The 23,398-nt window shown below is 71.7% G+C and carries 22 protein-coding genes; 15 read left to right on the forward strand and 7 right to left on the reverse strand.

The window, feature by feature from the left end:
- The first annotated feature begins 479 nt into the window (after nucleotides 1-479).
- From ACIBQ8_RS39650 to ACIBQ8_RS39690, 9 genes are all read left to right on the forward strand, one after another.
- Nucleotides 480-1,286, forward strand: a complete 807-nt coding sequence (locus tag ACIBQ8_RS39650) for a lysostaphin resistance A-like protein (protein WP_397194605.1) — start codon at nucleotides 480-482, stop codon at nucleotides 1,284-1,286.
- Nucleotides 1,287-2,197: 911 nt separating this feature from the next.
- The gene (locus tag ACIBQ8_RS39655) at nucleotides 2,198-3,043 is read left to right on the forward strand and encodes a fumarylacetoacetate hydrolase family protein (protein ID WP_397179755.1); all 846 of its coding nucleotides are present in this window, start codon (nucleotides 2,198-2,200) and stop codon (nucleotides 3,041-3,043) included.
- Nucleotides 3,043-4,332, forward strand: a complete 1,290-nt coding sequence (locus tag ACIBQ8_RS39660) for an L-fuconate dehydratase (RefSeq protein WP_397194606.1) — start codon at nucleotides 3,043-3,045, stop codon at nucleotides 4,330-4,332. The genes ACIBQ8_RS39655 and ACIBQ8_RS39660 overlap by 1 nt, the downstream gene beginning before the upstream one ends.
- Nucleotides 4,329-5,072 carry an SDR family NAD(P)-dependent oxidoreductase gene (locus tag ACIBQ8_RS39665; RefSeq protein WP_397179752.1) on the forward strand — a complete coding sequence of 248 codons (744 nt, stop codon included), beginning with the start codon at nucleotides 4,329-4,331 and terminating at the stop codon, nucleotides 5,070-5,072. Before ACIBQ8_RS39660 ends, ACIBQ8_RS39665 begins: the two co-directional genes overlap by 4 nt.
- 6 nt (nucleotides 5,073-5,078) lie before the next feature.
- Nucleotides 5,079-6,119, forward strand: a complete 1,041-nt coding sequence (locus ACIBQ8_RS39670) for a sugar ABC transporter substrate-binding protein (protein WP_397194607.1) — start codon at nucleotides 5,079-5,081, stop codon at nucleotides 6,117-6,119.
- On the forward strand, nucleotides 6,119-7,600 hold the full coding sequence (locus tag ACIBQ8_RS39675) for a sugar ABC transporter ATP-binding protein (protein ID WP_397194608.1): 1,482 nt from the start codon (nucleotides 6,119-6,121) through the stop codon (nucleotides 7,598-7,600). The genes ACIBQ8_RS39670 and ACIBQ8_RS39675 overlap by 1 nt, the downstream gene beginning before the upstream one ends.
- The gene (locus ACIBQ8_RS39680) at nucleotides 7,597-8,586 is read left to right on the forward strand and encodes an ABC transporter permease (RefSeq protein ID WP_397179749.1); all 990 of its coding nucleotides are present in this window, start codon (nucleotides 7,597-7,599) and stop codon (nucleotides 8,584-8,586) included. The genes ACIBQ8_RS39675 and ACIBQ8_RS39680 overlap by 4 nt, the downstream gene beginning before the upstream one ends.
- Nucleotides 8,586-8,891 carry an L-rhamnose mutarotase gene (locus ACIBQ8_RS39685; RefSeq protein WP_358288817.1) on the forward strand — a complete coding sequence of 102 codons (306 nt, stop codon included), beginning with the start codon at nucleotides 8,586-8,588 and terminating at the stop codon, nucleotides 8,889-8,891. Before ACIBQ8_RS39680 ends, ACIBQ8_RS39685 begins: the two co-directional genes overlap by 1 nt.
- Complete coding sequence (locus ACIBQ8_RS39690; protein ID WP_397194609.1) at nucleotides 8,888-9,805, forward strand: aldo/keto reductase; 918 nt, start codon at nucleotides 8,888-8,890, stop codon at nucleotides 9,803-9,805. Before ACIBQ8_RS39685 ends, ACIBQ8_RS39690 begins: the two co-directional genes overlap by 4 nt.
- A 38-nt stretch (nucleotides 9,806-9,843) precedes the next feature.
- Here ACIBQ8_RS39690 and ACIBQ8_RS39695 read toward each other — a convergent pair whose 3' ends face one another.
- The 7 genes from ACIBQ8_RS39695 to ACIBQ8_RS39725 all read right to left on the reverse strand — a co-directional run bounded on the left by ACIBQ8_RS39695 (nucleotide 9,844) and on the right by ACIBQ8_RS39725 (nucleotide 16,842).
- A complete protein-coding gene (locus tag ACIBQ8_RS39695) occupies nucleotides 9,844-11,115 on the reverse strand; it encodes a S1 family peptidase (protein WP_397194610.1) in 1,272 nt (423 codons plus the stop codon).
- 101 nt (nucleotides 11,116-11,216) lie between these two features.
- Nucleotides 11,217-12,164, reverse strand: coding sequence for a DNA polymerase ligase N-terminal domain-containing protein (locus tag ACIBQ8_RS39700; RefSeq protein ID WP_397179746.1), 948 nt, complete (start codon nucleotides 12,162-12,164; stop codon nucleotides 11,217-11,219).
- Between the two features lie 32 nt (nucleotides 12,165-12,196).
- Nucleotides 12,197-12,871 carry a FadR/GntR family transcriptional regulator gene (locus tag ACIBQ8_RS39705; RefSeq protein ID WP_397179745.1) on the reverse strand — a complete coding sequence of 225 codons (675 nt, stop codon included), beginning with the start codon at nucleotides 12,869-12,871 and terminating at the stop codon, nucleotides 12,197-12,199.
- 25 nt (nucleotides 12,872-12,896) lie between these two features.
- Nucleotides 12,897-13,922: an MBL fold metallo-hydrolase gene (locus tag ACIBQ8_RS39710; protein WP_397194611.1), complete on the reverse strand. Its 1,026-nt coding sequence runs from the start codon at nucleotides 13,920-13,922 to the stop codon at nucleotides 12,897-12,899.
- A 38-nt stretch (nucleotides 13,923-13,960) separates the two neighbouring features.
- The gene (locus tag ACIBQ8_RS39715; RefSeq protein ID WP_397194612.1) at nucleotides 13,961-15,076 is read right to left on the reverse strand and encodes a steroid 3-ketoacyl-CoA thiolase; all 1,116 of its coding nucleotides are present in this window, start codon (nucleotides 15,074-15,076) and stop codon (nucleotides 13,961-13,963) included.
- 43 nt (nucleotides 15,077-15,119) lie between these two features.
- Nucleotides 15,120-16,124 (reverse strand): sigma-70 family RNA polymerase sigma factor, encoded by a 1,005-nt coding sequence (locus tag ACIBQ8_RS39720; RefSeq protein WP_397179742.1) that lies wholly within the window; start codon nucleotides 16,122-16,124, stop codon nucleotides 15,120-15,122.
- 67 nt (nucleotides 16,125-16,191) lie between these two features.
- Nucleotides 16,192-16,842 carry a TetR family transcriptional regulator gene (locus ACIBQ8_RS39725; RefSeq protein WP_397179741.1) on the reverse strand — a complete coding sequence of 217 codons (651 nt, stop codon included), beginning with the start codon at nucleotides 16,840-16,842 and terminating at the stop codon, nucleotides 16,192-16,194.
- A gap of 187 nt (nucleotides 16,843-17,029) precedes the next feature.
- On the opposite strand from ACIBQ8_RS39725, the gene ACIBQ8_RS39730 reads away from it, so the two are divergent.
- From ACIBQ8_RS39730 to ACIBQ8_RS39755, 6 genes are read left to right on the forward strand one after another with little or no spacing between them, the layout of a single operon-like run.
- Entirely contained in the window at nucleotides 17,030-18,634 is a 1,605-nt protein-coding gene (locus ACIBQ8_RS39730) for an AMP-binding protein (RefSeq protein ID WP_397194613.1), read from the forward strand.
- Nucleotides 18,634-19,674 carry an acyl-CoA dehydrogenase family protein gene (locus tag ACIBQ8_RS39735; RefSeq protein ID WP_397194614.1) on the forward strand — a complete coding sequence of 347 codons (1,041 nt, stop codon included), beginning with the start codon at nucleotides 18,634-18,636 and terminating at the stop codon, nucleotides 19,672-19,674. Before ACIBQ8_RS39730 ends, ACIBQ8_RS39735 begins: the two co-directional genes overlap by 1 nt.
- Nucleotides 19,674-20,828: an acyl-CoA dehydrogenase family protein gene (locus ACIBQ8_RS39740; protein WP_397194615.1), complete on the forward strand. Its 1,155-nt coding sequence runs from the start codon at nucleotides 19,674-19,676 to the stop codon at nucleotides 20,826-20,828. Before ACIBQ8_RS39735 ends, ACIBQ8_RS39740 begins: the two co-directional genes overlap by 1 nt.
- Nucleotides 20,825-21,817, forward strand: a complete 993-nt coding sequence (locus ACIBQ8_RS39745; protein WP_397194616.1) for a bifunctional MaoC family dehydratase N-terminal/OB-fold nucleic acid binding domain-containing protein — start codon at nucleotides 20,825-20,827, stop codon at nucleotides 21,815-21,817. The genes ACIBQ8_RS39740 and ACIBQ8_RS39745 overlap by 4 nt, the downstream gene beginning before the upstream one ends.
- Entirely contained in the window at nucleotides 21,814-22,209 is a 396-nt protein-coding gene (locus ACIBQ8_RS39750; RefSeq protein ID WP_358288785.1) for a MaoC/PaaZ C-terminal domain-containing protein, read from the forward strand. The genes ACIBQ8_RS39745 and ACIBQ8_RS39750 overlap by 4 nt, the downstream gene beginning before the upstream one ends.
- Nucleotides 22,209-23,375, forward strand: coding sequence for a lipid-transfer protein (locus tag ACIBQ8_RS39755; protein ID WP_397194617.1), 1,167 nt, complete (start codon nucleotides 22,209-22,211; stop codon nucleotides 23,373-23,375). Before ACIBQ8_RS39750 ends, ACIBQ8_RS39755 begins: the two co-directional genes overlap by 1 nt.
- The last annotated feature ends 23 nt before the right edge of the window (nucleotides 23,376-23,398 follow it).

Genomic DNA, 23,398 nt, shown 5'->3' on the forward strand with positions numbered 1-23,398 from the left:
CAGCCACAGCACGGCCACGAGCGCCAGGACGGCATAGAACGCGACGATCTGGGCCGGCGTTCCCAGATCGGAGGCGTACGCGATCGCGACGGCCCCCCGAGTCCCATGGCCCAGCTCGCCCGCCCCCACAGAAGCCCACGGCGAACAACCTCATCGACAAGATCGCCTGGACCCTTCCGGGCAGCAGCAAGATCGTGAGCATCCGCACCCGAGGTAGGAACGCCTACTACCTCCCCCGGCGGCAAACGCGAGCCCAGCGAAACCGTCCTCTGTGCCCGCGAGCGCCGCCCAGAACGCCACGCTGAACAGGGCCGGCCGGTCGGGGTCGCGCAGCCTGGCCAGGGAGGGCGGCATGCCCGACGACTCTGGCCGCGCGCGTGACGCCTGGGATCCTCTCTCAGGCCGATGACGATTGTCATGCTGGATTCAGACTCCAGGCTGATGTGCCGACCACACCCGGTTACCTAGCGTGTTGTTCCATGACCAGAGCCACACATCCCGTCTGGGCAGTGCTGATCACCGTGGCCGCAACGTTCGCGCAGGTCGTCGTCGGCACCGCCCCGGCGACCCTGCTGCTGGCCTCCGACCATCCCCTCCACCGGCCACTCGGCATGATCGGGATCACGCTGGCCGCGCTCGGGCTGGTCTATCTGATCCGGCGCTTCCTCGGCAGGCAGTCCTGGGCCGGCGTCGGCATGGAACGATCCCGGCGGGCCGTGCCGCAACTGCTGCTGGGGGTCGTGGCGGGCGCGGTCCCGACGGTGGCCGCCATCCTGTTGTCGCTGGCGTTCGGCGTGACGTCCTTGGCGCCGACGGAGACGATCCTCGCCAATCTGGGCCTGGTGCCGTACGGCATCGCGTTCGCCCTGCTCAGCCAGGCGTTCCCGGAGGAGTTACTGTGGCGGGGGCACCTGTTCGACACCTTGTCGGCACGGTTGTCGCCGAGGGCCGTGCTGATCGTGGTGTCGGTGGGGTTCGGCGCGCTGCACATCCTCTCCAACAGCTCAGCCGACTCACCGGCCGAACGGCTGCTGTATGTGGTGCAGGCCGTCGCACTCGGGTTCGCGTGCGCGGCGGCGCGGGTGCGTACAGGGGCGTTGTGGATGGCGGTCGGCGTGCACCTCGGCCTGCACACCGGCAACCTTCTGCTCCCGACGGAGGCCGTCCACTACGGCGTGCAACTCGTCATCCTCGCCTGCACGCTCACCGCCAGCGGGCTGCTGCTGCTCCGGCCCGGGAAGGGAGCCCGAGAGCAGGAGGCAAGCCACCCTGGGCCCAGCACTTAGGAGCCGGGCCACCGAACTTTGTCATCGCACGCCGCCGCCGGCCGACTCACCGGCGGGTACCCGTCCGTCCGACGACCATGGCTCCCACCAGCCCCAACCCTCCGGACGTGGCCGACCGTCCGCTCCCTCCCCCGTCTCCACGTGTCCAGCTGCATCGCACGCCGACCACCGCCTCTGGCCGAACCCCCTCGAACGTTGGCGGGTGTTTCACACCGACATGATCGCGCGGGAGTCTCCCCTCATCCCAGGGCCGCGTGCACTGCGCGCCAACCCGCATCTCCTGGTCGAACCCCGTCGGACGTTGGGGGGTGTTCCTTGGCGTCACTGCGCTTGAGTTGCCCTTGGTCCAGGGGCGTGTGTGCTGGACGCCGGTCGCGCCACCTGGCTGGACCCGGTCGGATGCAGGTGGGCGCGTCCGCCAGTGTGACTCGCTTGGTTGTCCTTGATCTAGGAGACCGTGTGCGTCTGCATGCTGGCCGGCGTCTTCTGGTCGGGCCTGGTCGAACGTTGGTGGGTGTCCGGGGCTGGCGTTTCCCTCGATTCAAGGGTCACCTGCGCTGCACGCGGATTGCCGTCTTCTGGTCGAACCCGATCGGACGTTGGTGGGGCGTTCTCGCCGCGTTCGCCGTGCTGGAGGAGCGGTGGGCCGGGGCGTCTGAGCGTGGGGCAGTCGGGGTGGGGAGTAGAGGGGAGAAGGGCTAGGTACCTCCGATGTTTTTGGAGGGGGTGCGGAGTGGCGGAGGAGGGGAATCTTCGGAGCTGTGCGGGCTGGGGGAGGGGTTGGGTGGGGTTCGAGGTGTCCTTCTGAGGTTACGGATCGGATGTATCCCGTTGGACGCCCTTGACACGCGCCGCCATGTCGCAGCAGCATCTGAGACACAGACATCCGATGAATAAGTGAAGGGTGCGGTGTGAAGCTGCTGCGAGTGGGACCTGTCGGACAGGAGCGGCCGGTGGTGATGGACGCCTCCGGCACCCTGCGCGACATCGGGGAGCCCGAGATCGACGGGGCTTTTCTCGCCTCCGGGGGAGTGGCGCGCGTACGTGACGCGCTGGAGCGCGGCGACCTGCCCGTCGTCGACGCCGCCGGGCTGCGGGTAGGCGCGCCGATCGCCCGTCCGGGCAAGGTGGTATGCATCGGGCTGAACTACCGCGACCACGCCGCCGAGTCCGGCGCGGAGCCGCCCGCCGAGCCCGTGGTGTTCATGAAGGCCGCCAACACCGTGATCGGCCCGTACGACGAGGTGCTGGTGCCGCGTGACAGCGTGAAGACCGACTGGGAGGTGGAGCTGGCGGTCGTGATCGGCCGGCGGGCCCGCTACCTCGACAGCCGGGACGAGGCCCTCGACGTGATCGCCGGGTACGCGATCTCCAACGACGTCTCCGAGCGGGAGTTCCAGCTCGAACGCGGCGGCCAGTGGGACAAGGGCAAGTCGTGCGAGACGTTCAACCCGCTGGGTCCCTGGCTGGTGACGGCGGACGAGGTCGGCGACCCGCAGAGCCTGGGGCTGCGCCTTTGGGTGAACGGCGAGCCGCGCCAGGACGGCGGCACCAAGGACATGATCTTCGACGTGGCCGAGATCGTGCGGTACCTGAGCCGGTTCATGGTGCTCGAACCCGGCGACGTGATCAACACCGGCACCCCGGCCGGGGTCGCGATGGGCATGCCCGGCCAGCCGTACCTGCGGGCGGGCGACGTGATGGAGCTGGAGATCGACGGGCTCGGCCGCCAGCGGCAGACGGTGGGGCAGGCCTGATGGCGTACAGAATCGTCGCGCTGGAGACACACGACGTGCGTTTCCCCACGTCGCGGGAGCTGGACGGGTCGGACGCGATGAACCCCGACCCCGACTACTCCGCCGCCTACGTGGTGCTGAAGACCGACGACGGGGTCGAGGGGCACGGGTTCGCGTTCACCATCGGACGCGGCAACGACGTGCAGACCGGAGCGATCCGGGCGCTTGAGCCCTACGTGCTCGGCCGGGACGTCGAAGACCTCGGCGCGCTGTACAAGGAGCTGGTCGGCGACTCGCAACTGCGCTGGCTGGGCCCGGAGAAGGGCGTCATGCACATGGCGATCTCCGCCGTGGTCAACGCCCTGTGGGACCTGAAGGCCAGGCGGGCGGGCAAGCCGGTGTGGCGGCTGCTGTCGGAGATGTCGCCCGAGGAGCTCGTCGGGCTGATCGACTTCCGCTACCTGAGCGACGCGCTCACCCAGGACGAAGCCCTCCAGATCCTGAAAAATGCGGAAGAGGGGAAGGAAGAGCGGATCCAGCGGCTCATCGAGACCGGCTACCCCGCCTACACCACCTCCCCCGGCTGGCTCGGCTACGACGACGACAAGCTGCGACGCCTCTGCAAGGAGGCCCTCGACCAGGGCTTCGGCCAGATCAAGCTCAAGGTCGGCGCCGACCTCGACGACGACCTGCGCCGCTTCCGCGTGGCCCGCGAGGTCTGCGGCCCCGACTACCCGATCGCGATCGACGCCAACCAGCGCTGGGACGTCGCCTCGGCCATCGAGTGGGTCGGCGCGCTGAGCCCGTACCGGCCGCACTGGGTGGAGGAGCCGACCAGCCCCGACGACGTGCTCGGCCACGCCGCCATCGCCGAGGGCATCAGGCCGGTCCCGGTCGCCACCGGCGAGCACGTCCAGAACCGCATCGTCTTCAAGCAGCTCCTCCAGGCCGGCGCGATCTCCTACCTGCAGATCGACGCGGCCAGGGTCGGCGGGGTGAACGAGAACCTGGCCATCCTGCTGCTCGCGGCCAAGTTCGGCGTGCCGGTCTGCCCGCACGCGGGCGGCGTCGGGCTGTGCGAGCTGGTGCAGCACCTGTCGATGTTCGACTACGTGGCGATCACCGGCACGATGGACGGCCGCGTGATCGAGTACGTCGACCACCTCCACGAGCACTTCGTGCACCCGGTCGTCATCGACAACGGCCGCTACGTCGCCCCCATGGCGCCCGGCTTCAGCGCCGAGATGCACGCGGCGTCGATCGCCGCCCACACCTTCCCCGACGGCCAGGTATGGAGGGCCACGTCATGACGCTCAAGGCCATCGTGACCGGCGGCGGTTCAGGCATCGGCCTGGCCACCGCCACCCTGCTCGCGGCGCGCGGCATGAAGGTCGCCTGCCTCGACCTCGCCCCGCCCGGCGACCCCTTCGTGGGGATCAGGGCGGACGTGGCCGACGACGCGTCCGTGCGCGCGGCGGTGGCCGAGGCCGCGGAACGGCTCGGCGGCATCGACGTCGTGATCAACAACGCGGGCGTCGGCGCCCAGGGCACGGTCGAGGACAACCCGGACGAGGAGTGGCGGAAGGTCTTCGAGGTCAACGTGTTCGGCATCGTCCGGGTGAGCCGGGCGGCGCTGCCGTACCTGCGCAGGTCGCAGCACCCGGCCATCGTCAACACCTGCTCGATCGCGGCCACCGCCGGGCTGCCGCACCGGGCGCTCTACAGTGCGACCAAGGGCGCGGTGTTGTCGCTGACCCTCGCCATGGCCGCCGACCACGTCCGCGAGGGCATCCGCGTCAACTGCGTCAACCCGGGCACCGCCGACACCCCGTGGGTGGGGCGGCTGCTCGACTCGGCCGACGATCCCGAGGCCGAACGTGCGGCGCTGAACGCCAGGCAGCCGATGGGCCGCCTGGTCAGCGCCGAGGAGGTCGCCGCCGCGATCGCCTATCTGGCAGGTCCCGAGTCCGCCGCGACCACCGGCACCGCGCTCGCGGTCGACGGCGGCATGCAGGGGCTACGGCTCCGGCCAACCAACCAAGGAAGGTAACCCCCCATGAAGATCGGTCCGGTGGTCGCGAGCGCGGCCCTGCTGGCGGTCGTCGCCGCCTGCGGCTCCAGCGGCACGAACGGCTCCAGCGGCTCCACGGCGGAAGGGGGAGGCGGCGGCAAGGTGGGCATCGACCACCCGCGCGCCGACTCCGACTTCTGGAACTCCTACATGAAGTACGTCCCGCAGATGGCGACCGAGCTCAAGGCCGACCTGATGCCCGCCACGAACTCCCAGAACGACGTCTCCAAGCTGGTCAACAACGTGCAGGCGCTGGTCGGCCAGGGCGCCAAGGCGATCGTCATGGCCCCCCAGGACACCGGCGCCATCGCCAACACGCTCCAGCAGCTGGAGAACAAGAAGATCCCCGTGGTCACCGTGGACACCCGGCCCGACAAGGGCAAGGTCTACATGGTCGTACGCGCCGACAACCGCGCGTACGGCACCAAGGCGTGCGAGTTCCTCGGCGAGAAGCTCGGCGGCAAGGGCAAGGTCGTGCAGCTTGAGGGCGCGCTCAGCTCGATCAACGGCCGCGACCGGTCCGAGGCGTTCAACGAGTGCATGAAGACGAAGTTCCCCGGCATCACGGTGTTCAGCGAGCCGACCGAGTGGGAGGGCAGCAAGGCGGCGTCCATGCTGCAGACCCGCCTGGAGCAGAACCCGGATATCAAGGGCATCTACATGCACGCCGGCGGCGTGCACCTGGCCCCGACGCTGCAGGTGCTCAAGCAGAAGAACCTGCTGGTGCCGCCGACCGACCCCAAGCACGTCTTCGTGGTCTCCAACGACGGCATCCCGCAGGAGTTCGAGGAGATTCGCAAGGGCAACATCGACGCCACGGTGTCGCAGCCGGCCGACCTCTACGCCCGGTACGCGGTCTTCTACGCCAAGGCGGCGGTCGACGGCAAGACGTTCCAGCCGGGCCCGACCGACCACGGCAGCACCATCATCCAGCTGCCCAACGGCTTCGAGGACCAGCTCCCGGCGCCGCTGGTGACGAAGGACAACGTGGACGACCAGAACCTCTGGGGTAACCAGGTCAAGTGATGAAATATCACGTTGAAGCCCGAAATGTCGTCAAGCGTTTCGGCCCGACCACCGCGCTGAACGGCGCGGAGATCGCCATCGCCGAGGGCCAGACCCACGCCCTCGTCGGCCGGAACGGCGCGGGGAAGTCCACCCTCGTGTCGATCCTCACCGGGCTCCAGCGGCCGGACGAGGGCGAGGTGCTGTTCTCCGGGGAGACGGCGCCCGCCCTGGCCGACCGCGACGCCTGGCGGCAGCGCGTCGCCTGCGTGTACCAGAAGTCCACGATCATCCCGGCGCTGACGGTCGCGGAGAACCTGTTCGTCAACCGCCAGACCGGCCGCGGCCGGATGATCAACTGGCGGGCGCTGCGGGCCAAGGCGCGCGAGCTGCTGGACACCTACGAGGTGGACGTCGACCCGCAGGCGCTGGCCGGCGAGCTGGGCGTCGAGCAGCGGCAGCTCGTGGAGATCGCGCGGGCGCTGTCGTTCGGCGCCCGGTTCATCATCCTCGACGAGCCCACCGCCCGGCTCGACGGCCCGGCCATCGAGCGGCTGTTCACCCGCATGCGCTCGCTGCGCGAGCAGGGCGTCACGATGATGTACATCTCCCACCACCTGGACGAGGTGTACGAGATCTGCCAGAGCGTCACGGTCTTCCGCGACGCCCGGCACATCGTGACCCGGCCGGTCGCCGGGTTCCCCCAGGACGAGCTGGTGGACGCGATGACCGGCGAGGCCACGGCCGCCTACGAGTCCCGGCAGCGCGTGCCGGGCGAGGCGGTCGTGCTGTCGGGCGCGGGCCTGTCGCTGACCGGCCGCTACCAGGACGTGGACATCTCGGTCAGGTCCGGCGAGGTCGTGGGCCTGGCGGGCTCGGCGAGCAGCGGCAAGGTCGGCCTGGCCGAGACCCTGGTCGGGCTGCGGAAGCCGGACACGGGCGTGGTCACGATCGACGGCACCCGGGTCAAACCGGGCGACGTGCCCGCCGCCATGCGCGCCGGGCTCGGGTTCGTGCCCGAGGACCGGCACCACGAGGGTTTCGTGCCGATGCTGTCGGTGGGGGAGAACGCGACCCTGCCGATCGCCCACAAGCTGGGCGCCTACGGCATCGTCTCGCCCGCGCGGCGCCGGGAGAGGGCCGTCCAGATGATCGAGAGCCTGGACATCAAGACCGAGGGGCCCGACCAGCCCGTCGGCGACCTGTCCGGCGGGAACGCGCAGAAGGTCGTGTTCGCGCGGGCGCTCGTGGACGACCCGAGGGCGCTGGTCGTGATCAACCCGACCGCGGGCGTCGACGTCAAGGCCAAGCAGGCCCTGCTCGGCGCGGTCGAGGACGCGGTCGGCCGGGGCGCCGGGGCCGTCGTGGTCTCCGACGAGCTCGACGACCTGCGCATCTGCGACCGGGTGCTGGTGATGTTCCACGGCAGGGTCGTCAAGGACGTGCCGCGTGGCTGGACCGACCACGAGCTCGTGGCCGTGATGGAAGGCATACAAGAGTGACCACTTTGACTGCTCCGGCCCCCCGGCTGAGGCTGGCCAGGTTCCGCGACCTGACCCTGGTGCCGGTGATCCTGCTCCTGCTCGTCGTGGGCGCGTTCCTCGACCCGACCTTCCTGACGGCGGGCAACCTGACGAACGTGCTCCAGCAGCAGGCGGCGATCTCGCTGCTCGTGCTGGCCGAGGCGATGATCCTGATCGCCGGGAAGTTCGACCTGTCGCTGGAGTCGACGGTCGGCACCGCGCCCGGCATCGCCGTGATGCTGGTCGTCCCGGCCTCGGCGGGCGGGTTCGGCCTCGGGCTGCCCGGCTGGCTGGTGATCCCGCTGGCCCTGCTCGTGGGCGCGGCCATCGGCGCGTTCAACGGGTTCCTGATCATCAGGTTCCAGCTCTCGGCGTTCATCGTCACGCTGGCCATGCTGATCATCGTGGACGGCCTCCAGCAGGGGCTCACCCAGGGCAAGACGCTGTTCGAGCTCCCCGAATCGCTGCTCTACCTCGGCAGCGCCACCTGGCTCGGCCTGCCCGCCGCCATCTGGATCGCCGCGCTGCTGTTCGCCGCCGGCATCTTCGGCCTGACCTACCTCCGGCTCGGCCGCTCCCTGTACGCCATCGGCGGCAACGCCGACGCCGCCCGCGCCGCCGGCATCCGGGTGGACCGCGTGCTGTTCGGCGTGTTCGTCCTCGGCGGGATCCTGGCCGCCACGGCCGGCATCCTGGAGACCGGACGTCTCGGCGCGATCGGCAACGAGATGGGCGACGGCTGGATCTTCATGGTCTTCGCCGCGGCCGTCATCGGCGGCGTCAGCATGGACGGCGGCAAGGGCACCGTCCTCGGCGCGCTGACCGGCGTGCTGGTCATCGGCCTGGTGCAGAACATCCTCACCCTCATCGGGGTCTCCGGCTTCTGGCAGCCGGTCATCTACGGTGGCATCATTCTCATCGCACTGATCATCAGCAGGATCGCCGGCGGAAAGGCGCAGGACTGATGGAACGCCTCGCCCTGCGCACCAGGCTCCGGCCCGGCTGCGAGGAGACCTACGAGCGGGAGCACGCCACGATCCCGGCCGCCCTGGAGTCCGCGCTGCGCGCCCACGGCGTGATCTCCTGGCGCATCTTCCGCGACGGCCTCGACCTGTTCCACTTCGTGGAGGTCGAGGACTACGCCGCGCTGCAGGCCGCGCTCAAGGACGACCCCGCCGACCAGGCGTGGCAGCGCCAGATGAACCGCCTGCTCGACGGCGACTTCGACCAGTCGGCGGGCGGCCTGCGCCAGGTCTGGGAGCTGACGTGATCGACCTGCCCCGCGTCGGCCTCGGCGGCGCCCCGCTCGGCAACCTCTACCAGGCGGTCTCCGGCGAGCAGGCGCGGGCCACGGTCGACGCGGCCTGGGACAGCGGCGTGCGGCTCTTCGACACCGCGCCCCACTACGGGCTGGGGCTGTCCGAACGCCGCCTGGGCGCCGCGCTCGCGGAGCGGTCGGGCTACGTCCTGTCCACGAAGGTGGGCCGGCTGGTGGTGCCCTCGCGGGTGCGCGACGACGACGAGATGTTCGACGTCCCGGTCGGGCTCGGCCGCGCCTGGGACTTCTCGGCCGACGGCGTGCGCGACTCCCTGGAGGACTCCCTGGCCCGGCTCGGCCTGCCGGAGATCGACATCGCGCTCATCCACGACCCCGACGATCACCTGGAGCAGGCGCTGGCCGAGGCGTACCCGGCCCTGGCCGAGCTGCGGGAGCAGGGCGTGGTCAAGGCGATCGGCGTCGGGATGAACCAGTGGCAGGCGCCGCTGCGCTTCGTCCGGGAGACCGGCGTCGACGTCGTCATGCTCGCCGGGCGCTACACGCTGCTCGACCAGTCGGGGCTGCCGCTGCTGGACGAATGCGCCGAGCGCGGCGTCCGGGTGCTGGCCGCCGGGGTCTTCAACAGCGGCCTCCTGGCCACGCCGGCCCCGTCGGGCACCTTCGACTACGCGCCCGCGCCGGCGCCGCTGCTGGACCGGGCCGCCCGGATCGCCGGCGTCTGCGAGCGCCACGGCGTCTCGCTGCCGCAGGCGGCCATGGCCTTCCCGCTGCGCCATCCGGCGGTCGCCTCGATCGTGCTGGGCGCCCGCGCGCCCGAGGAGGTCCTGGCCAACGCCGCCCTGTGGTCCCGCCCGGTCCCCGAGGAGCTGTGGCTGGAACTGGCCGGCGAGGGCCTGCTCGGGTGACCGCGGCCGGGCCCCCGCCCGGCCGCCGTCGTCGTCGTTCAGTGCACCTGTACGTACGCGCCGAAGGCCAGCGCCACGTCCCACACCCGGGAGAAGACGATCACCCGGCCGCCGTCCAGCCCGCCGCAGGAGACCGGTTTGCTGATGGCCGACGTGATGCCCTGGGCCGCGACGTCGTCGTACCAGTTGGTGTAGGAGTAGACCGGGCCGCCGCTGTCGCCATGGGCCACGGCGCAGCCGCCGACCACGCTCTTGGCCCTGACCATGTGCTTGACGTACTGCCCGTTCGAGTACGTGCCGCTCCACCCGGTCTCGGTCACCTTGATCAGGCAGTATTCGCCCAGCGACGCGCCCGAGTTGCACACGAAGTTGCCGACGTGCGCCTTCCACAGCGCGACCACCCGGTTGCTGGTGGCGGCCGCCGGACCGCCGTCGAAGACGTCGGCCGTGGCGTCGGCCAGGACGATCGCGGCGTCCCGCTTGGGCAGCCGCCACTGCAGGTCGCCCATGCGGTTCGCCGGGCTGCCCGAGCCGCCGCCGTCGTAGAAGGCGTCCCAGAACTCGCCGCAGTGGGCGGCGGTCAGGAAGCCGGGATTGCCGTTCTTGTCGTAGACGGCGAACCCCGAGGTGCAGCCGGAGCCGGTCCTGGCGTTCCAGGTCCGGCCGCCCGCGTAGTAGCTGGGGACGTCGTCCTGCCTGCTGTAGGCCGGGTCGAAGCGCTCGCCGCGCTCGAGCGTGACCGGCGCGGTGGCGCCGGCGGGCCGCTGGAGCTGGTCGGGGACGGTGTCCTCGTCCGGGACCGAGAGCCGCACGCCGCTTCCGTCGGCCTGCGGGGCGGCGCCCGTCACCTGTCCGGACTCGCTCCACTTGTCGGCCTCGGCGAGGAGGTCGGCGTAGGAGAAGGCGGACGGGAGCACCGAAACCGGGGCGGTCAGCCGTCCCTCGTCGATCACGGCCCGCACGGGCTCGGGCACCTGGCCCTTCCAGTACAGGCGCACCTCGTGGTTCTCGGGCGCGACGATCACGCCGCCGTACCCGTCGGAGGTCTCGGCCACGGCCGTGACGCGGTCGGCGACGGCGTTCAGCCGGGTCTGCTCGGCGAAGAGCGCGTCCCAGCTCGCGAAGCCGCCGGGGACCTGGCCGCGCGGGCCGGTCGAGTCCCTGGCCGGCGGCTTGCCCCCGGCGTCGGCGGCCTGCCGGGTGAGGCCGGGGCCGGAGTCGGTGACGGCCGAGGCGGCTCCGGCGCCCACGAAGGGCACGACGGCGCACGCCAGGATCAGCACCGTACGGCGTAAGCGGATGTTCTGCATGGATCCCCCCATGTCTGGATGAGGGGCCATCACAGCAGCGATCCGGCACGCCTACCGCGTCCAAGTACCGCTCCGCGCTGTGCTGTGCGGGCTTGCGGCCCTCAGGAGGGGATGAACAGCCAGGACGTGGACGTGCCGGACTCGTAGCGGGAGTCCAGGCGTTTGGCCAGCACGCCGGGCAGGCCCTGCTCGCGCGCCGCCTGCCGGACCGCGCCGGGCTCGCCGGGCCAGGAGGGCGCGGTCTGCCAGCGGGGACCGGCCAGCCCGAGCGACTCCAGGGCGGCCCGCCGGTCGGCGAACGGCTCGTCCACCAGGGAGCGGCCCTCGTCGTACAGCAGGTCCTGGACGACCAGGATCTCGGTGCCGGCCAGCGTGACCACCTCGCCGTCCAGCACCGCCGTCCGGCTGCCGAACGACTCGGCCAGCGGGCGCAGCCAGGGATGCTCGCGGGCGGCCGTCGTGCGCCCGCCGTCGACGGGGACCAGGAGCCGGCGTCCGCCCCAGGCGAACTCGAAGGCGTAGGCGGCGGCGTCCCTGGGCGGCCGGGCGCGCTCGGTGGGCAGCATGGGCTCCACGTCGGGGAACGGGTCGCGGACGGGGGCGTCCATGCGGTGGATCATCCAGTTCTTGCCCCGCGTCCGGAACAGCACGAACCGCCCGGAGGCCCGCCGGCCGTGCAGGACGAACTTGACCTCGCGCTCGGACCACTTCTCGGTCTCGTACGTGCCGGTGTCCCAGACGGTCATGGTGCCGCCGCCGTACTCGCCCTTGGGGATCTCGCCGTGGAAGGTGAGGTACTCCATCGGATGGTCCTCGGTGTGCACCGCCAGGTGGTTGGTGCCGGGGTCGGCGGGCAGGCCCTTGGGGACCGCCCAGGAGGCCAGCACGCCGTCGCGTTCCAGCCGCAGGTCCCAGTGCAGGGAGCGGGCGTGGTGCTCCTGGATGACGAACGCGGCGCCGCCACCGTCCTCGGGAGGGGTGGCGGGCACGGGCTCGGGGGTCCGGCTGGGGTCGCGTTTGCTGCGGTATCGCTCCAGTTTGTCGGCCACGACACGGTTACTACCCGGGGAACGGGCGCCGATCAGTCGAGGGCCTTGCGCAGCCACGCCTCCACGCCCGCCACGTGCACGGTGGCCCACGACCGCGCCACGTCCGGCTGGCGGGCGGCGATGGCCTCGTAGATCGCGGTGTGCTGCTCGCGGGTCTTCTCCATCGCGCCCTCCTGGGTGAGGCCGCGCCACACCCGGGCCCGAGTGGTCGGACCTGACAGGCTCTCGATGAACGAGCAGAGCACGCTGTTGCCCGACCCGCGCGCGATGCGCTGGTGGAACTCCAGGTCGTTGGCGACCAGTTCCTCGACCGTCGGCTGCGCGGGCAGCGAGTCGAGGATGAGCCGCAGCTCCTCGATGTCCTCGTCGCGCATCAGCTCGGTGGCCATGGCCGTCGCGGCCGGCTCAAGGATGCGCCGCACCTCGAAGAACTGGATCACCGTGTCGTCGCGGTGCAGGTCGAGCACGAACGACATGGTGTCGAGCAGCAGGTGCGGCTCCAGGCTGGTGACGTACGTGCCGTCGCCCTGGCGCACGTCGAGCACGTTGATCAGGGCGAGCGCGCGCACGGCCTCGCGCAGCGAGTTGCGCGACAGGCCGAGCCGCTCGGCGAGGTCGGCCTCCTTCGGCAGACGATCTCCGGGAGTCAGCTCCCCGGAGAGGATCATCTGCTTGATCTTGTCGATGGCCGCGTCGGTGACCGCCACACTCTTCTCCCTAGACATCGGATGTCTAGGAGTCTAGAGCCTGGAAGCGCACGGGATCGACGTCCGGGACGCGGCGGATCAGGCCCCGGGTCTCCAGGGTGCGCAGATGGGACGCGGCCTCGCCGGCCGCCATGCCGCGCAGCACGGGGGCCAGGTCGTCCCAGGGCCGGTTCCAGGTCATCATCGAGGCGACCTCCCAGATGGTCAGCGGTCGCGACCGCTCGGCCATGAGGGTGCGCAACCGGATCAGCTTCTCCTCGTGATGGTGGCGGATCTCGGCGGCGCGCGCGGCAACATCGGGAAATATCCACTCGTGTGCCGGCAGGGCGTCCAGGGGGCCCAGCTCGCCGACCCGGTCGAGCGAGTCCAGGAAGTCGCCCAGCGGGTCGATGTCGTCGCGGTCGTAGGGATAGATCCCGATGTGCGGGGTGATGTCGGGAAGAACGTGGTCGCCGGTGAACAGCCGGTCGGCGTCCTCCAGGTGCAGGCAGATGTGGCCCGGCGTGTGGCCGGGGGTGTGCACGGCGCGCAGCTTGCGGCCGGGCAGCTCCACCAGGTCGCCGTCGCGCAGCTCGCGGTCGGGCAGCGCGGGCGGCGTCGGCCGGGCGCCCATCGCCTCGCGCGCCTCGCCGGGGCCGGCGCCGGCCCGCCTGAGCATGTCGGACTGGAAGCTCGCGTGCTCCTCCGCGGCGAACCGGTGCATGAGCCGGACCAGCGCGGCGTCCTCCTCGTGCATGGCGATCCAGGCCCCGGACGCCTCCTTGACCTGCCCGGCCAGCCCGGCGTGGTCGGGGTGGAAGTGGGTGACGACCACGCCGCTCACGGTCGTGACGTCGAGCCCGAGCGCGGCCAGGCCGCCGCTGAGCGCCTGCCAGGCGTCGGGATGGTTCCATCCGGCGTCCACCAGCACCGGCCCGCGCGGCGACTCGACGGCGTAGACGAGCGTGTAACCGAGCGGGTTGCCCGGGATGGGCACCGGCACGCTCCACACCCCGCCGCCGAGCTCCTGCGGCCGCTGTTCCGCGTACGGCCTGCGCCTGGTCTTCCCCACCGGTTCCCCCGATCGAGCACGTGCGTGTGAATGGTGGATCAGGCCAGGCGTTCGAGGATCGTCGCCGTGGCCAGGGCGCCGCCCGCGCACATGGTGACCAGCGCGGTGGTGGTGTCGGAGCGTTCGAGCTCGTGCAGGGCGGTGGTGATGAGCCGGGCGCCGGTGGCCCCGACGGGATGGCCGAGCGCGATGGCCCCGCCGTTGACGTTGACCCGGTCGAGATCGGGCTCGTGCACCGCGGCCCACGAGAGCACCACGGACGCGAACGCCTCGTTCACCTCGAACCTGTCGATGTCGCCCATGGTCATCCCGGCCGCCGTCAGCACCTTCGCGGTCGCCTCCACGGGACCGTCGAGATGATAGTAGGGCTCGGCCCCGACGAGCGCCTGCGCCAGGATGCGGGCCCGCGGTCGCAGCCCCTGCCGGCGGGCCTCCTGCTCGCTCGTCACCAGCACGGCGGCCGCGCCGTCGGAGATCTGCGAGGACGTGCCGGCGGTGTGCAGGGCGCCCTCGGCGACCGGTTTGAGCCCGGCCAGGCTCTCGACCGTGGTCTCGCGCAACCCCTGGTCCCTGCGGACGGATCCGACGGGCACGATCTCCCGCTCGAACCGCCCGTCGGCCCACGCCTTGGCCGCCAGGCGCTGCGACCGCGCGCCGAACCAGTCGAGCCGCTCCCTGGTCAGCCCGCGCCGCCGGGCGATGCGTTCGGCCGCGGTGAACTGGTCGGGCAGGTCGATGCTCCAGTCGTCGGGACGCGGCCGCGCGGGGCGCACGTTGCTGCCGAGCGGCGCCCGGCTCATCATCTCGACCCCGCATCCGACGCCGGCCTCGATGACGCCTGCCCTGATCATCGCCGCCGCCAGGTGCACGGCCTGCTGCGAGGAGCCGCACTGGGCGTCGAGCGTGGTGACGCCGGTCTGGTAGGGGAGCCCGGCGTAGAGCCACGAGTGGCGGCCGACGTGGCCGCCCTGCTCGCCGGCCTGCGTGACGCACCCGGCGAACGTCTGGCCGATCGTGGCCGGATCGACGCCGGCGCGCTGGATCAGGCCGTTCAGCGCCGCGGCCAGCACCTGCTGCGGCTTGAGCTCCGACAGCCATCCCGCCCGCTTGCCGATGGGCGTGCGAACGGCCTCGACGATCACAGGTGTGCCCACAGTCGCCTCCAGAACGTTGCTCTGGCCGCGACTGTAACGCGTTCTACTTTCTGGTGGAAGCCTCGCTTCCGGCGGGGAACTCGGCCCGCAGCCCGAAAGTGTCGAAAAGCCGCAGGTCAAAGAACATGGCGACGTGGTTGATGCCTTCTTCGCGCATCGCCAGCACCATGATCGCGAAGCGGCGGTAGACGTCGTGCTCGCGGAAGTAGACGGCGAACGCGGGCTGGCCGTTGGCGGCCACGGGGAGCAGCCTGAGGTCGTGCGGCCGGCTGGCGGGGCACTGCGTGGAGACGAGCTCGCCGATCGCGTCGGGGCCTTCGTACCAGCCCACGTAGGGGGGCATCTCCCAGATCGCGTCTTTGGTGAACAGCGAGACCAGCTCGTCGACGTCGTAGTTCTCGAAGGCGGCGACGTAGCGGTCGAGCAGGTGGCGCTGCTCGGCGGACAGCGGCTCGACCTGGTCGTCGAGGCTCGGCGAGACCTCGCTGAGCTGCGCGCGGGCCCGCTGCAGGATGCTGTTGACGGCCGCCGTGGACAGGCCCACCGCCTCGGCGACCTCGGCCGCCCGCCACCTGAGCACGTCGCGCAGGATCAGCACGGCGCGCTGCCGGGGCGGCAGGTGCTGGAGCGCGGCGACGAGCGCGAGCCGGATGCTCTCGCGCGAGGTCACGATCGAGGCCGGGTCGCCGGCCGCCTCGACCCCGGCCAGCGTGTCGGGCACCGGCTCCAGCCAGGGCACCTCGCCGTCCTGGACCAGCGGCTCGGACGCCTCGGTGCTCGGCGCGCCGAGACCGGTCGGCAGCGGCCGCCGGCCGCGGCTGTCGAGCGCGGTCAGGCAGGCGGTGGTGGCGATGCGGTAGAGCCACGTGCGCAGCGACGACCGCCCCTCGAACCCGTCGTAGCCGCGCCAGGCCCGCAGATAGGTCTCCTGCACGAGATCCTCGGCGTCGTGCACCGACCCCAGCATGCGATAGCAGTGTGCGAACAGCTCGCGCCGCATCGGATCGGCCAGCCGGAGGAAGTCTTCGCTCGTCGGCTTGTCGCTCATGCCCCCTGTATAGCTTCCGCCACCGACAAAAAGCCGATTAGAGCATGACGGAGATGTCCGGAAGGGGCTAGATGTCGGCCAGGAGGCGGTTCGCGGCGGTCTCGATGCGCCGCTGGATCTGGTCGTACGTGCGCCGCCCGCGCAACATCTCCAGCAGCTCCTGCACCCACACGCTGGCCAGCGAGCCCGCGAGGTCGAGCTGCTCCTCGCCGGCCTGGTCGATCGTCAGCCCGTCGGCCGACACCCGCAGCAGCAGCCCCGTCATGCGGTCGCCGAACGGTGTCTGGACCTCGGCCATGATCAACGACCGGATCAGCGCGTCGGCCAGCTCCGGCTCGCGCATCAGCCCGCGCGTGGCCCGCATGAGCACGTCGACGGCCCGGCTGGCCGGCGTGGACGCCCCGGGCGGGCGGCGCTCGATGCTGCTCTCCAGCAGGTCGATCTCCTCGCCCACGACCGCCACCACCAGGTCCATCTTGGACGGGAAGTAGCGGTAGAGCGTGCCCAGCGCCACGCCCGCGCGCTCGGCGACCGTGCGCATCTGCATCGCCTCGACGCCGCCGCGCGAGGCCAGCGCGGCGGCGGCCTGGACGATGCGCTTGCGGCGTTGGTGCTGGCTGCGGGTGCGGACGCTGCGACCGCCCGCCGCGGCGCGGCCCTCGGCGGCCCCCTCGGTGTCGCTGGGGGGCGCGGAGAATGACCCGGGCGAGGTACGCATAAGAACACGTTATCTGATTTCTCGGCAACGCGGCTTGTTACTCGCGAGTCACAAACAGGCCGTATCGGCCCATGTCTACGGCGTTACAGGACTATGCCGGAACATGGCGAAGAAGGCCGGTACTGGACAGATATTAGAATCTGTTCTAGTTTGCCATTCGGCTTACCTAGCGCTTGCTGGAGGCTCGATGATCGCGCAGACGCTGGCGGCCCTGCTCCTCGACCGGGCGCAGGACGACCGACCTGGGCTGATGTTCGAGGGCGCGGTGTGGTCGTGGCGCGAGCACGTCGCCCGCTGCCGGGCGGCGGGGGCCTGGCTGAGCGGGCGCGGCACGGGCCTGCACGTGGGCGTGCTGGCGGAGAACGTCCCGGAGCTGCTTCTCGTGCTCGGCGGGGCGGCGCTCGACGGGCACGTGCTGGTCGCGCTGAACCCGACGCGCCCGGCTGAGGAGCTGGTGCGCGACGCCCGCGCCACCGACGTGGACCTCCTGCTCTGGGACGCCCCCTTCGCGGGCCCGGCCGCGTCGGTCGCCGAGGCGCTGGGCGTGGAGAGCATGCCGCTGTCCCTGGTGCCGTCCCTGGGGGCGGGCGGCGGGCGGGTGGGCGAGGCCGCGCCCGGGGACCTGGTGATGCTGATCTTCACGTCGGGGACCTCCGGCCGGCCCAGGGCCGTCCGGATCACGCAGCGCAAGCTGGCGCTGCCGGGGCTGAGCCTGGCCGCGCTGCTCACGCCCGAGGACGTCGTCTACTGCTCGATGCCGCTGTTCCACTCCGGCGCCCTGATGGCCGCCTACGCCCCGGCCGTGGCCTCGGGCGCGGCGCTGGCCGTGCGCAGGCGGTTCTCGGCCTCCGGCCTGCTGCCGGACGTGCGGCGGCACGGCTGCACCTACCTGCACTACGTCGGCAAGGCGCTCTCCTACGTCCTGGCCACCCCCGAACGCCCGGACGACGCCGACAACCCCCTCAGGATCGCCTTCGGCAACGAGGGCAGCGCGGTGGCGACCAGGCGGTTCGGCGAGCGGTTCGGCTGCCGGGTGATCGACGCCTTCGGCTCCACCGAGACGGCCATCTCCTTCAGCCCCGACCCCGGCGCCCCGCCCGGCAGCCTGGGCAGGCTGGGCGCGGGCGTGCAGATCCTCGACCCCGCCACCGGACGCCCGTGCCCGCCGGCCCGCATCGAGGGCGGCCGCCTGCTCAACCCGGACGAGGCCGTCGGCGAGCTGGTCAACACCGCCGGCCCCGGCCTGTTCGAGGGCTACTACAACGACCCGGACGCGGACGCCGAACGCCTCAGGAACGGCGCCTTCTGGTCCGGCGACCTGGCCTACGCCGACCCCGCCGGGCACGTCTTCTTCGCCGGACGCGGCACCGAACGCCTGCGCGTGGACGGCGAGAACCTGGCCGTCGCCCCCGTGGAGGCCGCCCTGCGGGAGTTCGGCGGCGTGGTGGAGGCGGCCGTCTATCCGGTGCCGGACGCGGCGGCCGGCGACCAGGTGATGGCGGCGCTGGTCCTGGACGGCCCCTTCGACGCCGACGCGTTCGCCGCGTTCGTGGCGGGACGCACCGATCTGGGCCCCAAATCCTTACCCCGCTATATCCGGATTTGTAGTGAACTTCCGCATACCCCCTCCCACAAGGTCATCAAGCGGATCCTGGCCAAGGAGGCGTGGCGGACCGGCGACCCCGTCTGGTGGCGCTCCCCGTCCGGATTGCGCCCCCTGACCGGCGTGGACGTCAAGGCGATCGAGGACGAGTTCGTCGAGCACGGCAGGCACCACCTCTTGGAGAGCTGATGGATTTCAACCTGGACGAGACCCAGCAGGACCTGAAGAAGCTGACCGCCGAAGTGCTGGCCAAGCAAGGAGAGGGCGGCCCGGCGGCCGAGCGGGGGGAGGGCGGCCCGGCGGGCGAGCGGGGTGACAGCGACTCGGCGGCCGAGGACGCGCTGTGGCGGGCCGGGCTCCTGGGCGTGTGCGCGTCCGAGGAGGCGGGCGGCGCCGGGCTCGGCCCCGTCGAGATGGCCGTGGTGCTGCGCGAGGTGGGTGCGCGGGCGGCGGCCGTACCGGCGTTGCCCGTCCTGGTGAGCACGCTGGCCCTGGCCCGGCACGGCAGCCCTGACCAGCGCGGGCGGGTCACGCGCGGCACCCTGGCCCGGCGCGAGCCCGGCCGGGCCCCGTCAGATCCGCCCGCCACGGCCGCCCGCCGCGAGGGCGACGGCTGGTCGCTGACCGGGCGCAAGGTCGCGGTGCCCTACCCGGCGGACGACGTCCTGGTCACCGCGGGCGAGGGGCTGTTCCTGGTGGCGTCGCCGCCCGCGAGCCCCGAGTTCACCTCGACCGGCGAGCCGGCCGCCACGATCCGGCTGGACGGCACGCCCGCCGAGGCGGTGGCCGGGCCCGAGGCGGCCGCCGACGCCGGACGCCTGTTCACGGTGGCCGTCGCCGCGCAGGCGAGCGGCGTCCTGGCCGGGGCGCTCGACCTGACCACTGCCTACATCAGGACGAGACGGCAGTTCGGCCGGGCGCTGGCCGAGTTCCAGGCCGTCACCATGCAGATCGCCGACGTCTACATCGCCGGACGGGCCCTCGACGTGGCCATGTGGTCGGCGGCCTGGCGGCTGGCCGAGGGCCTGCCCGCCGACGAGGACGTGGCGCTGGCCGCGTTCCACGTCTGCGAGGCCGTCAAGGCGCTCTACACCTGCCAGCACCTGCACGGCGGCCTCGGGCTTGACGTCACCTACCCGCTGCACCGGCACTTCGCGCAGGCCAAGCACCTGTCCCACCTGCTCGGCGGCGCCGACGCCCAGCTCGACCTGATCGGAGCCCTCGTCTGATGCTGATCGACCTGACCCGGGAGCAGCGCGCGCTCCGCGACGAGCTGCGCGAGTACTTCCGCGGCTGCCTGACCGCCGAGGACCGCGCGAAGATCGCCGACGACCCGTTCGGCGAGGCGTACATGGAGCACTGCCGCCGGCTCGGCCGCGACGGCAAGCTGGGGCTGGGCTGGCCCAAGGAGTACGGCGGGGGCGGGTACGGCCCCCTGGAGCAGCAGATCTTCGCCAACGAGATCGCCCGCGCCGGGGTGCCGTACCCGATCATCACCGTGCAGACGGTAGGGCCGACCCTGATGCAGTACGGCACCCAGGAGCAGAAGGACCGGTTCCTGCCGCGCATCCTGGCCGGCGAGTGCCACTTCGCGATCGGCTACAGCGAGCCCGAGGCCGGCACCGACCTGGCCTCCCTGCGCACCACGGCGGTGCTGGACGGCGACCACTACGTCGTCAACGGCCAGAAGATCTTCACCAGCGGCGCGCACTACGCCCAGTACATCTGGCTGGCCGCCCGGACGAACCCCGAGGCCAAGAAGCACAAGGGCATCACGATGATGATCGCCGCCACCGACGACCCCGGCTTCTCCTGGACGCCGATCGTCACCATGGACGGCCGCCACCACACGAACTCCACCTACTACTCCGACGTGCGCGTCCCGGTGGACATGGTGGTGGGCGAGGTGGACAAGGGCTGGGACCTGATCGTCAACCAGCTCAACCACGAACGCGTCACCCTCGGCCCGGCCGGAAACCTCGGCCAGACCTACGACCGCTTCCTCGCCTGGGCCAGGCACGCCGGGCTGACCGACAATCCGGACGTACGCCGCGCCCTCGCCCGGGTGTGGGCCGCCTTCCGTACGAACGAGCTGCTCAACTGGCAGGTGGCGGCGAACATGGACCTCGGCTGGCTGGGCGCGCCCGACGCCTCGGCCACCAAGATCTACGGCTCCGAGCGCATGCAGGAGATCGGCCGGCTGGTGTGCGACGTCGTGTCCCGCTACGGCGACCCCTCCGACCCGGAGACGGCCGAGCTGGCCGAGCGCATGGACCACGGCGTCAAGGGCGCGGTGGTGCTGACGTTCGGCGGCGGGGTCAACGAGGTGCAGCGCGAGCTGATCGCGATGCTCGGCCTGAGCCTGCCGAGGCCGCCGCGATGACCGACACGACCGGCACGACCGACACGACCGACACGACCGACACGACCGCCGCGACTACCGACACGGCGACCGGCACGACCGGCGCGATGACCGACGCGGAGCTGCACGAGCTGGCCGGCAAGCAGATGGCGATGGGGGAGCTGCGCGGCGCCCCCGCCGCCGACCCGGTGAACGCGCCCATGATCCGCCACTGGCTGGCGGCCATGGGCGACGCCAACCCGCGCTACCTGGAGGAGGGCGTGGCGCCGCCCGCGATGGCCCAGGTGTGGACCATGCAGGGGCCGGGCGCGCAGGCCAAGGACCGCTCGCCGGTGGACGACCTGCTGGCCGCGCTCGACGCCGCGGGCTTCACCGGGGTCGTGGCGACCAACTGCGAGCAGACCTACCACCGGTACGCCAGGATCGGCGAGCTGCTGACCCCCGCCACCCGCTTCACGTCGCTGGCCGGGCCGAAGCGCACCGCCCTGGGCGAGGGCTACTTCGCCACCTGGAACGTCACCTGGTACGGCGACGACGACCGTCCGGTCGCCGAGATGCTGTTCCGGGTGCTGAAGTTCCGGCCGAAGGCGCCTGCCCCGCGCGGGCGGGAGCCGTACCCGCTGCGGCCGGCGGTCAACGCGGACACCGCGTTCTTCTGGGAGGGGGCGCGGCACGGCGAGCTGCGCGTCCAGAGCTGCGCGGACTGCGGGGAGCTGCGCCATCCGCCCGGCCCGATGTGCCCGAACTGCCGCTCGGGGAACCGGTCGCACGTCGTCGCGAGCGGCCGCGGCACCCTCTACAGCTACGTCGTCCACCACCATCCGCCGGTGCCGGGGCGGGAGGTCCCGTTCGTGGTGGGCGTGGTGGAACTGCCGGAAGGAGTACGGATCGTGGGCAACGTCGTGGACTGCCCGGTCGAGAAGGTGGAGGTCGGGATGGCCCTGCGGGTGACGTACCGGTCGATGGACGACGAGCTCGTCCTGCCGATGTGGACGCCGGAGGAGCCGTGACCCCCGCCGCCGGAACGGCCCTGCCCGAGCTGGAGGTGGACCTGACCCCCACGACGGTGATCGCCACCGCCCTGGCCACCAGGGACTTCACCCCCGTGCACCACGACACCGCCAAGGCCCGCGCCCAGGGCTCGAAGGACATCTTCCTCAACATCCTCACCACCATGGGCCTGGTGGAACGCTACGTCACCGACTGGACGGGCCCGGAGGCGGTCATCACCAGCATCAACGTCAAACTGGGCGTCCCGGCGTACGCGGGGGACCGGCTGAGCTTCAGCGGCGTGATCGTCGAGCGCGACGGCGACCGGTACACCGCGCAGGTGCGCGGCAGGGTGAGCCTGGGCGACCACGCCACCGGCACCGTCACCTTCGTCCTGCCCGGGAGCGCGTGATGCCGGGCGGGCGGGCCGCGATCGCGGGCATCGGGGCCACCGAGTTCAGCAAGGACTCCGGCCGGTCGGAGCTGCGGCTGGCGGCCGAGGCCGTGCTCGCCGCCCTCGACGACGCCGGGGTGCCGCCGTCCGACGTGGACGGCATGGTCACCTACACCCAGGACGCCAACCAGGAGATCGCCGTCGCCCGGGAGACCGGCGTCGGCGACCTCACCTTCTTCTCCCGCGTCGAGTACGGCGGCGGCGCGGCCTGCGGCACGGTCGCGCACGCGGCGATGGCCGTGGCCACCGGCATGGCCAGGACGGTGGTCTGCTACCGGGCCTTCAACGAGCGCTCGGGCCGCCGCTTCGGCCAGCCGAACGCCCGGCTGACCGGGGAGCCCACCTCCCAGGGCCTGGAGATGAGCTGGCACGTGCCGTACGGGCTGATGACCCCGGCCGCGTGGGTCGCCATGTTCGCGCGGCGGTACATGCACGAGTTCGGGGCGACGTCGGAGGACTTCGGGCGGGTGGCGGTGGCCATGCGCCGGCACGCCGCCACCAACCCGGCCGCCTGGTTCCACGGGCGGCCGATCACGCTGGAGGAGCACCAGGCGTCCCGGTGGATCGTGGAGCCGCTGCACCTGCTCGACTGCTGCCAGGAGAGCGACGGCGCGGTGGCGCTGGTCGTGACGTCCGCCGAACGCGCCCACGACCTGCGCAGGTCGCCCGCGGTGATCACGGCGGCGGCGCAGGGGGCGGGCGCGGGCCAGATGATGATGACGAGCTACTACCGGAACGACATGAGCGGCCTTCCGGAGATGTCCGTCGTCGGCCGGCAACTGTGGAAGATGTCCGGGCTGTCCCCGGCGGACATCCAGACGGCCATCCTGTACGACCACTTCACCCCGTTCGTCCTCGCCCAGCTTGAGGAGCTGGGCTTCTGCGGACGCGGCGAGGCCCCCGACTACCTGCGGGACGGCGGCATCGAGCTGGACGGCCGCCTGCCCGTCAACCCGCACGGCGGCCAGCTCGGCGAGGCGTACATCCACGGCATGAACGGCATCGCCGAGGCCGTCCGGCAGATCAGGGGGACGGCCGCCAACCAGGTGGCCGGGGCGCGGAACGTCCTGGTCACGGCGGGGACCGGCGTGCCGACCAGCGGCTTGATCCTCTCAGCATCGTGACGAACAGTTAAATATCGGGACTC

The organism is Nonomuraea sp. NPDC049646, assembly GCF_044465525.1.
In the GTDB taxonomy this organism is placed as follows: Bacteria; Actinomycetota; Actinomycetes; order Streptosporangiales; family Streptosporangiaceae; genus Nonomuraea.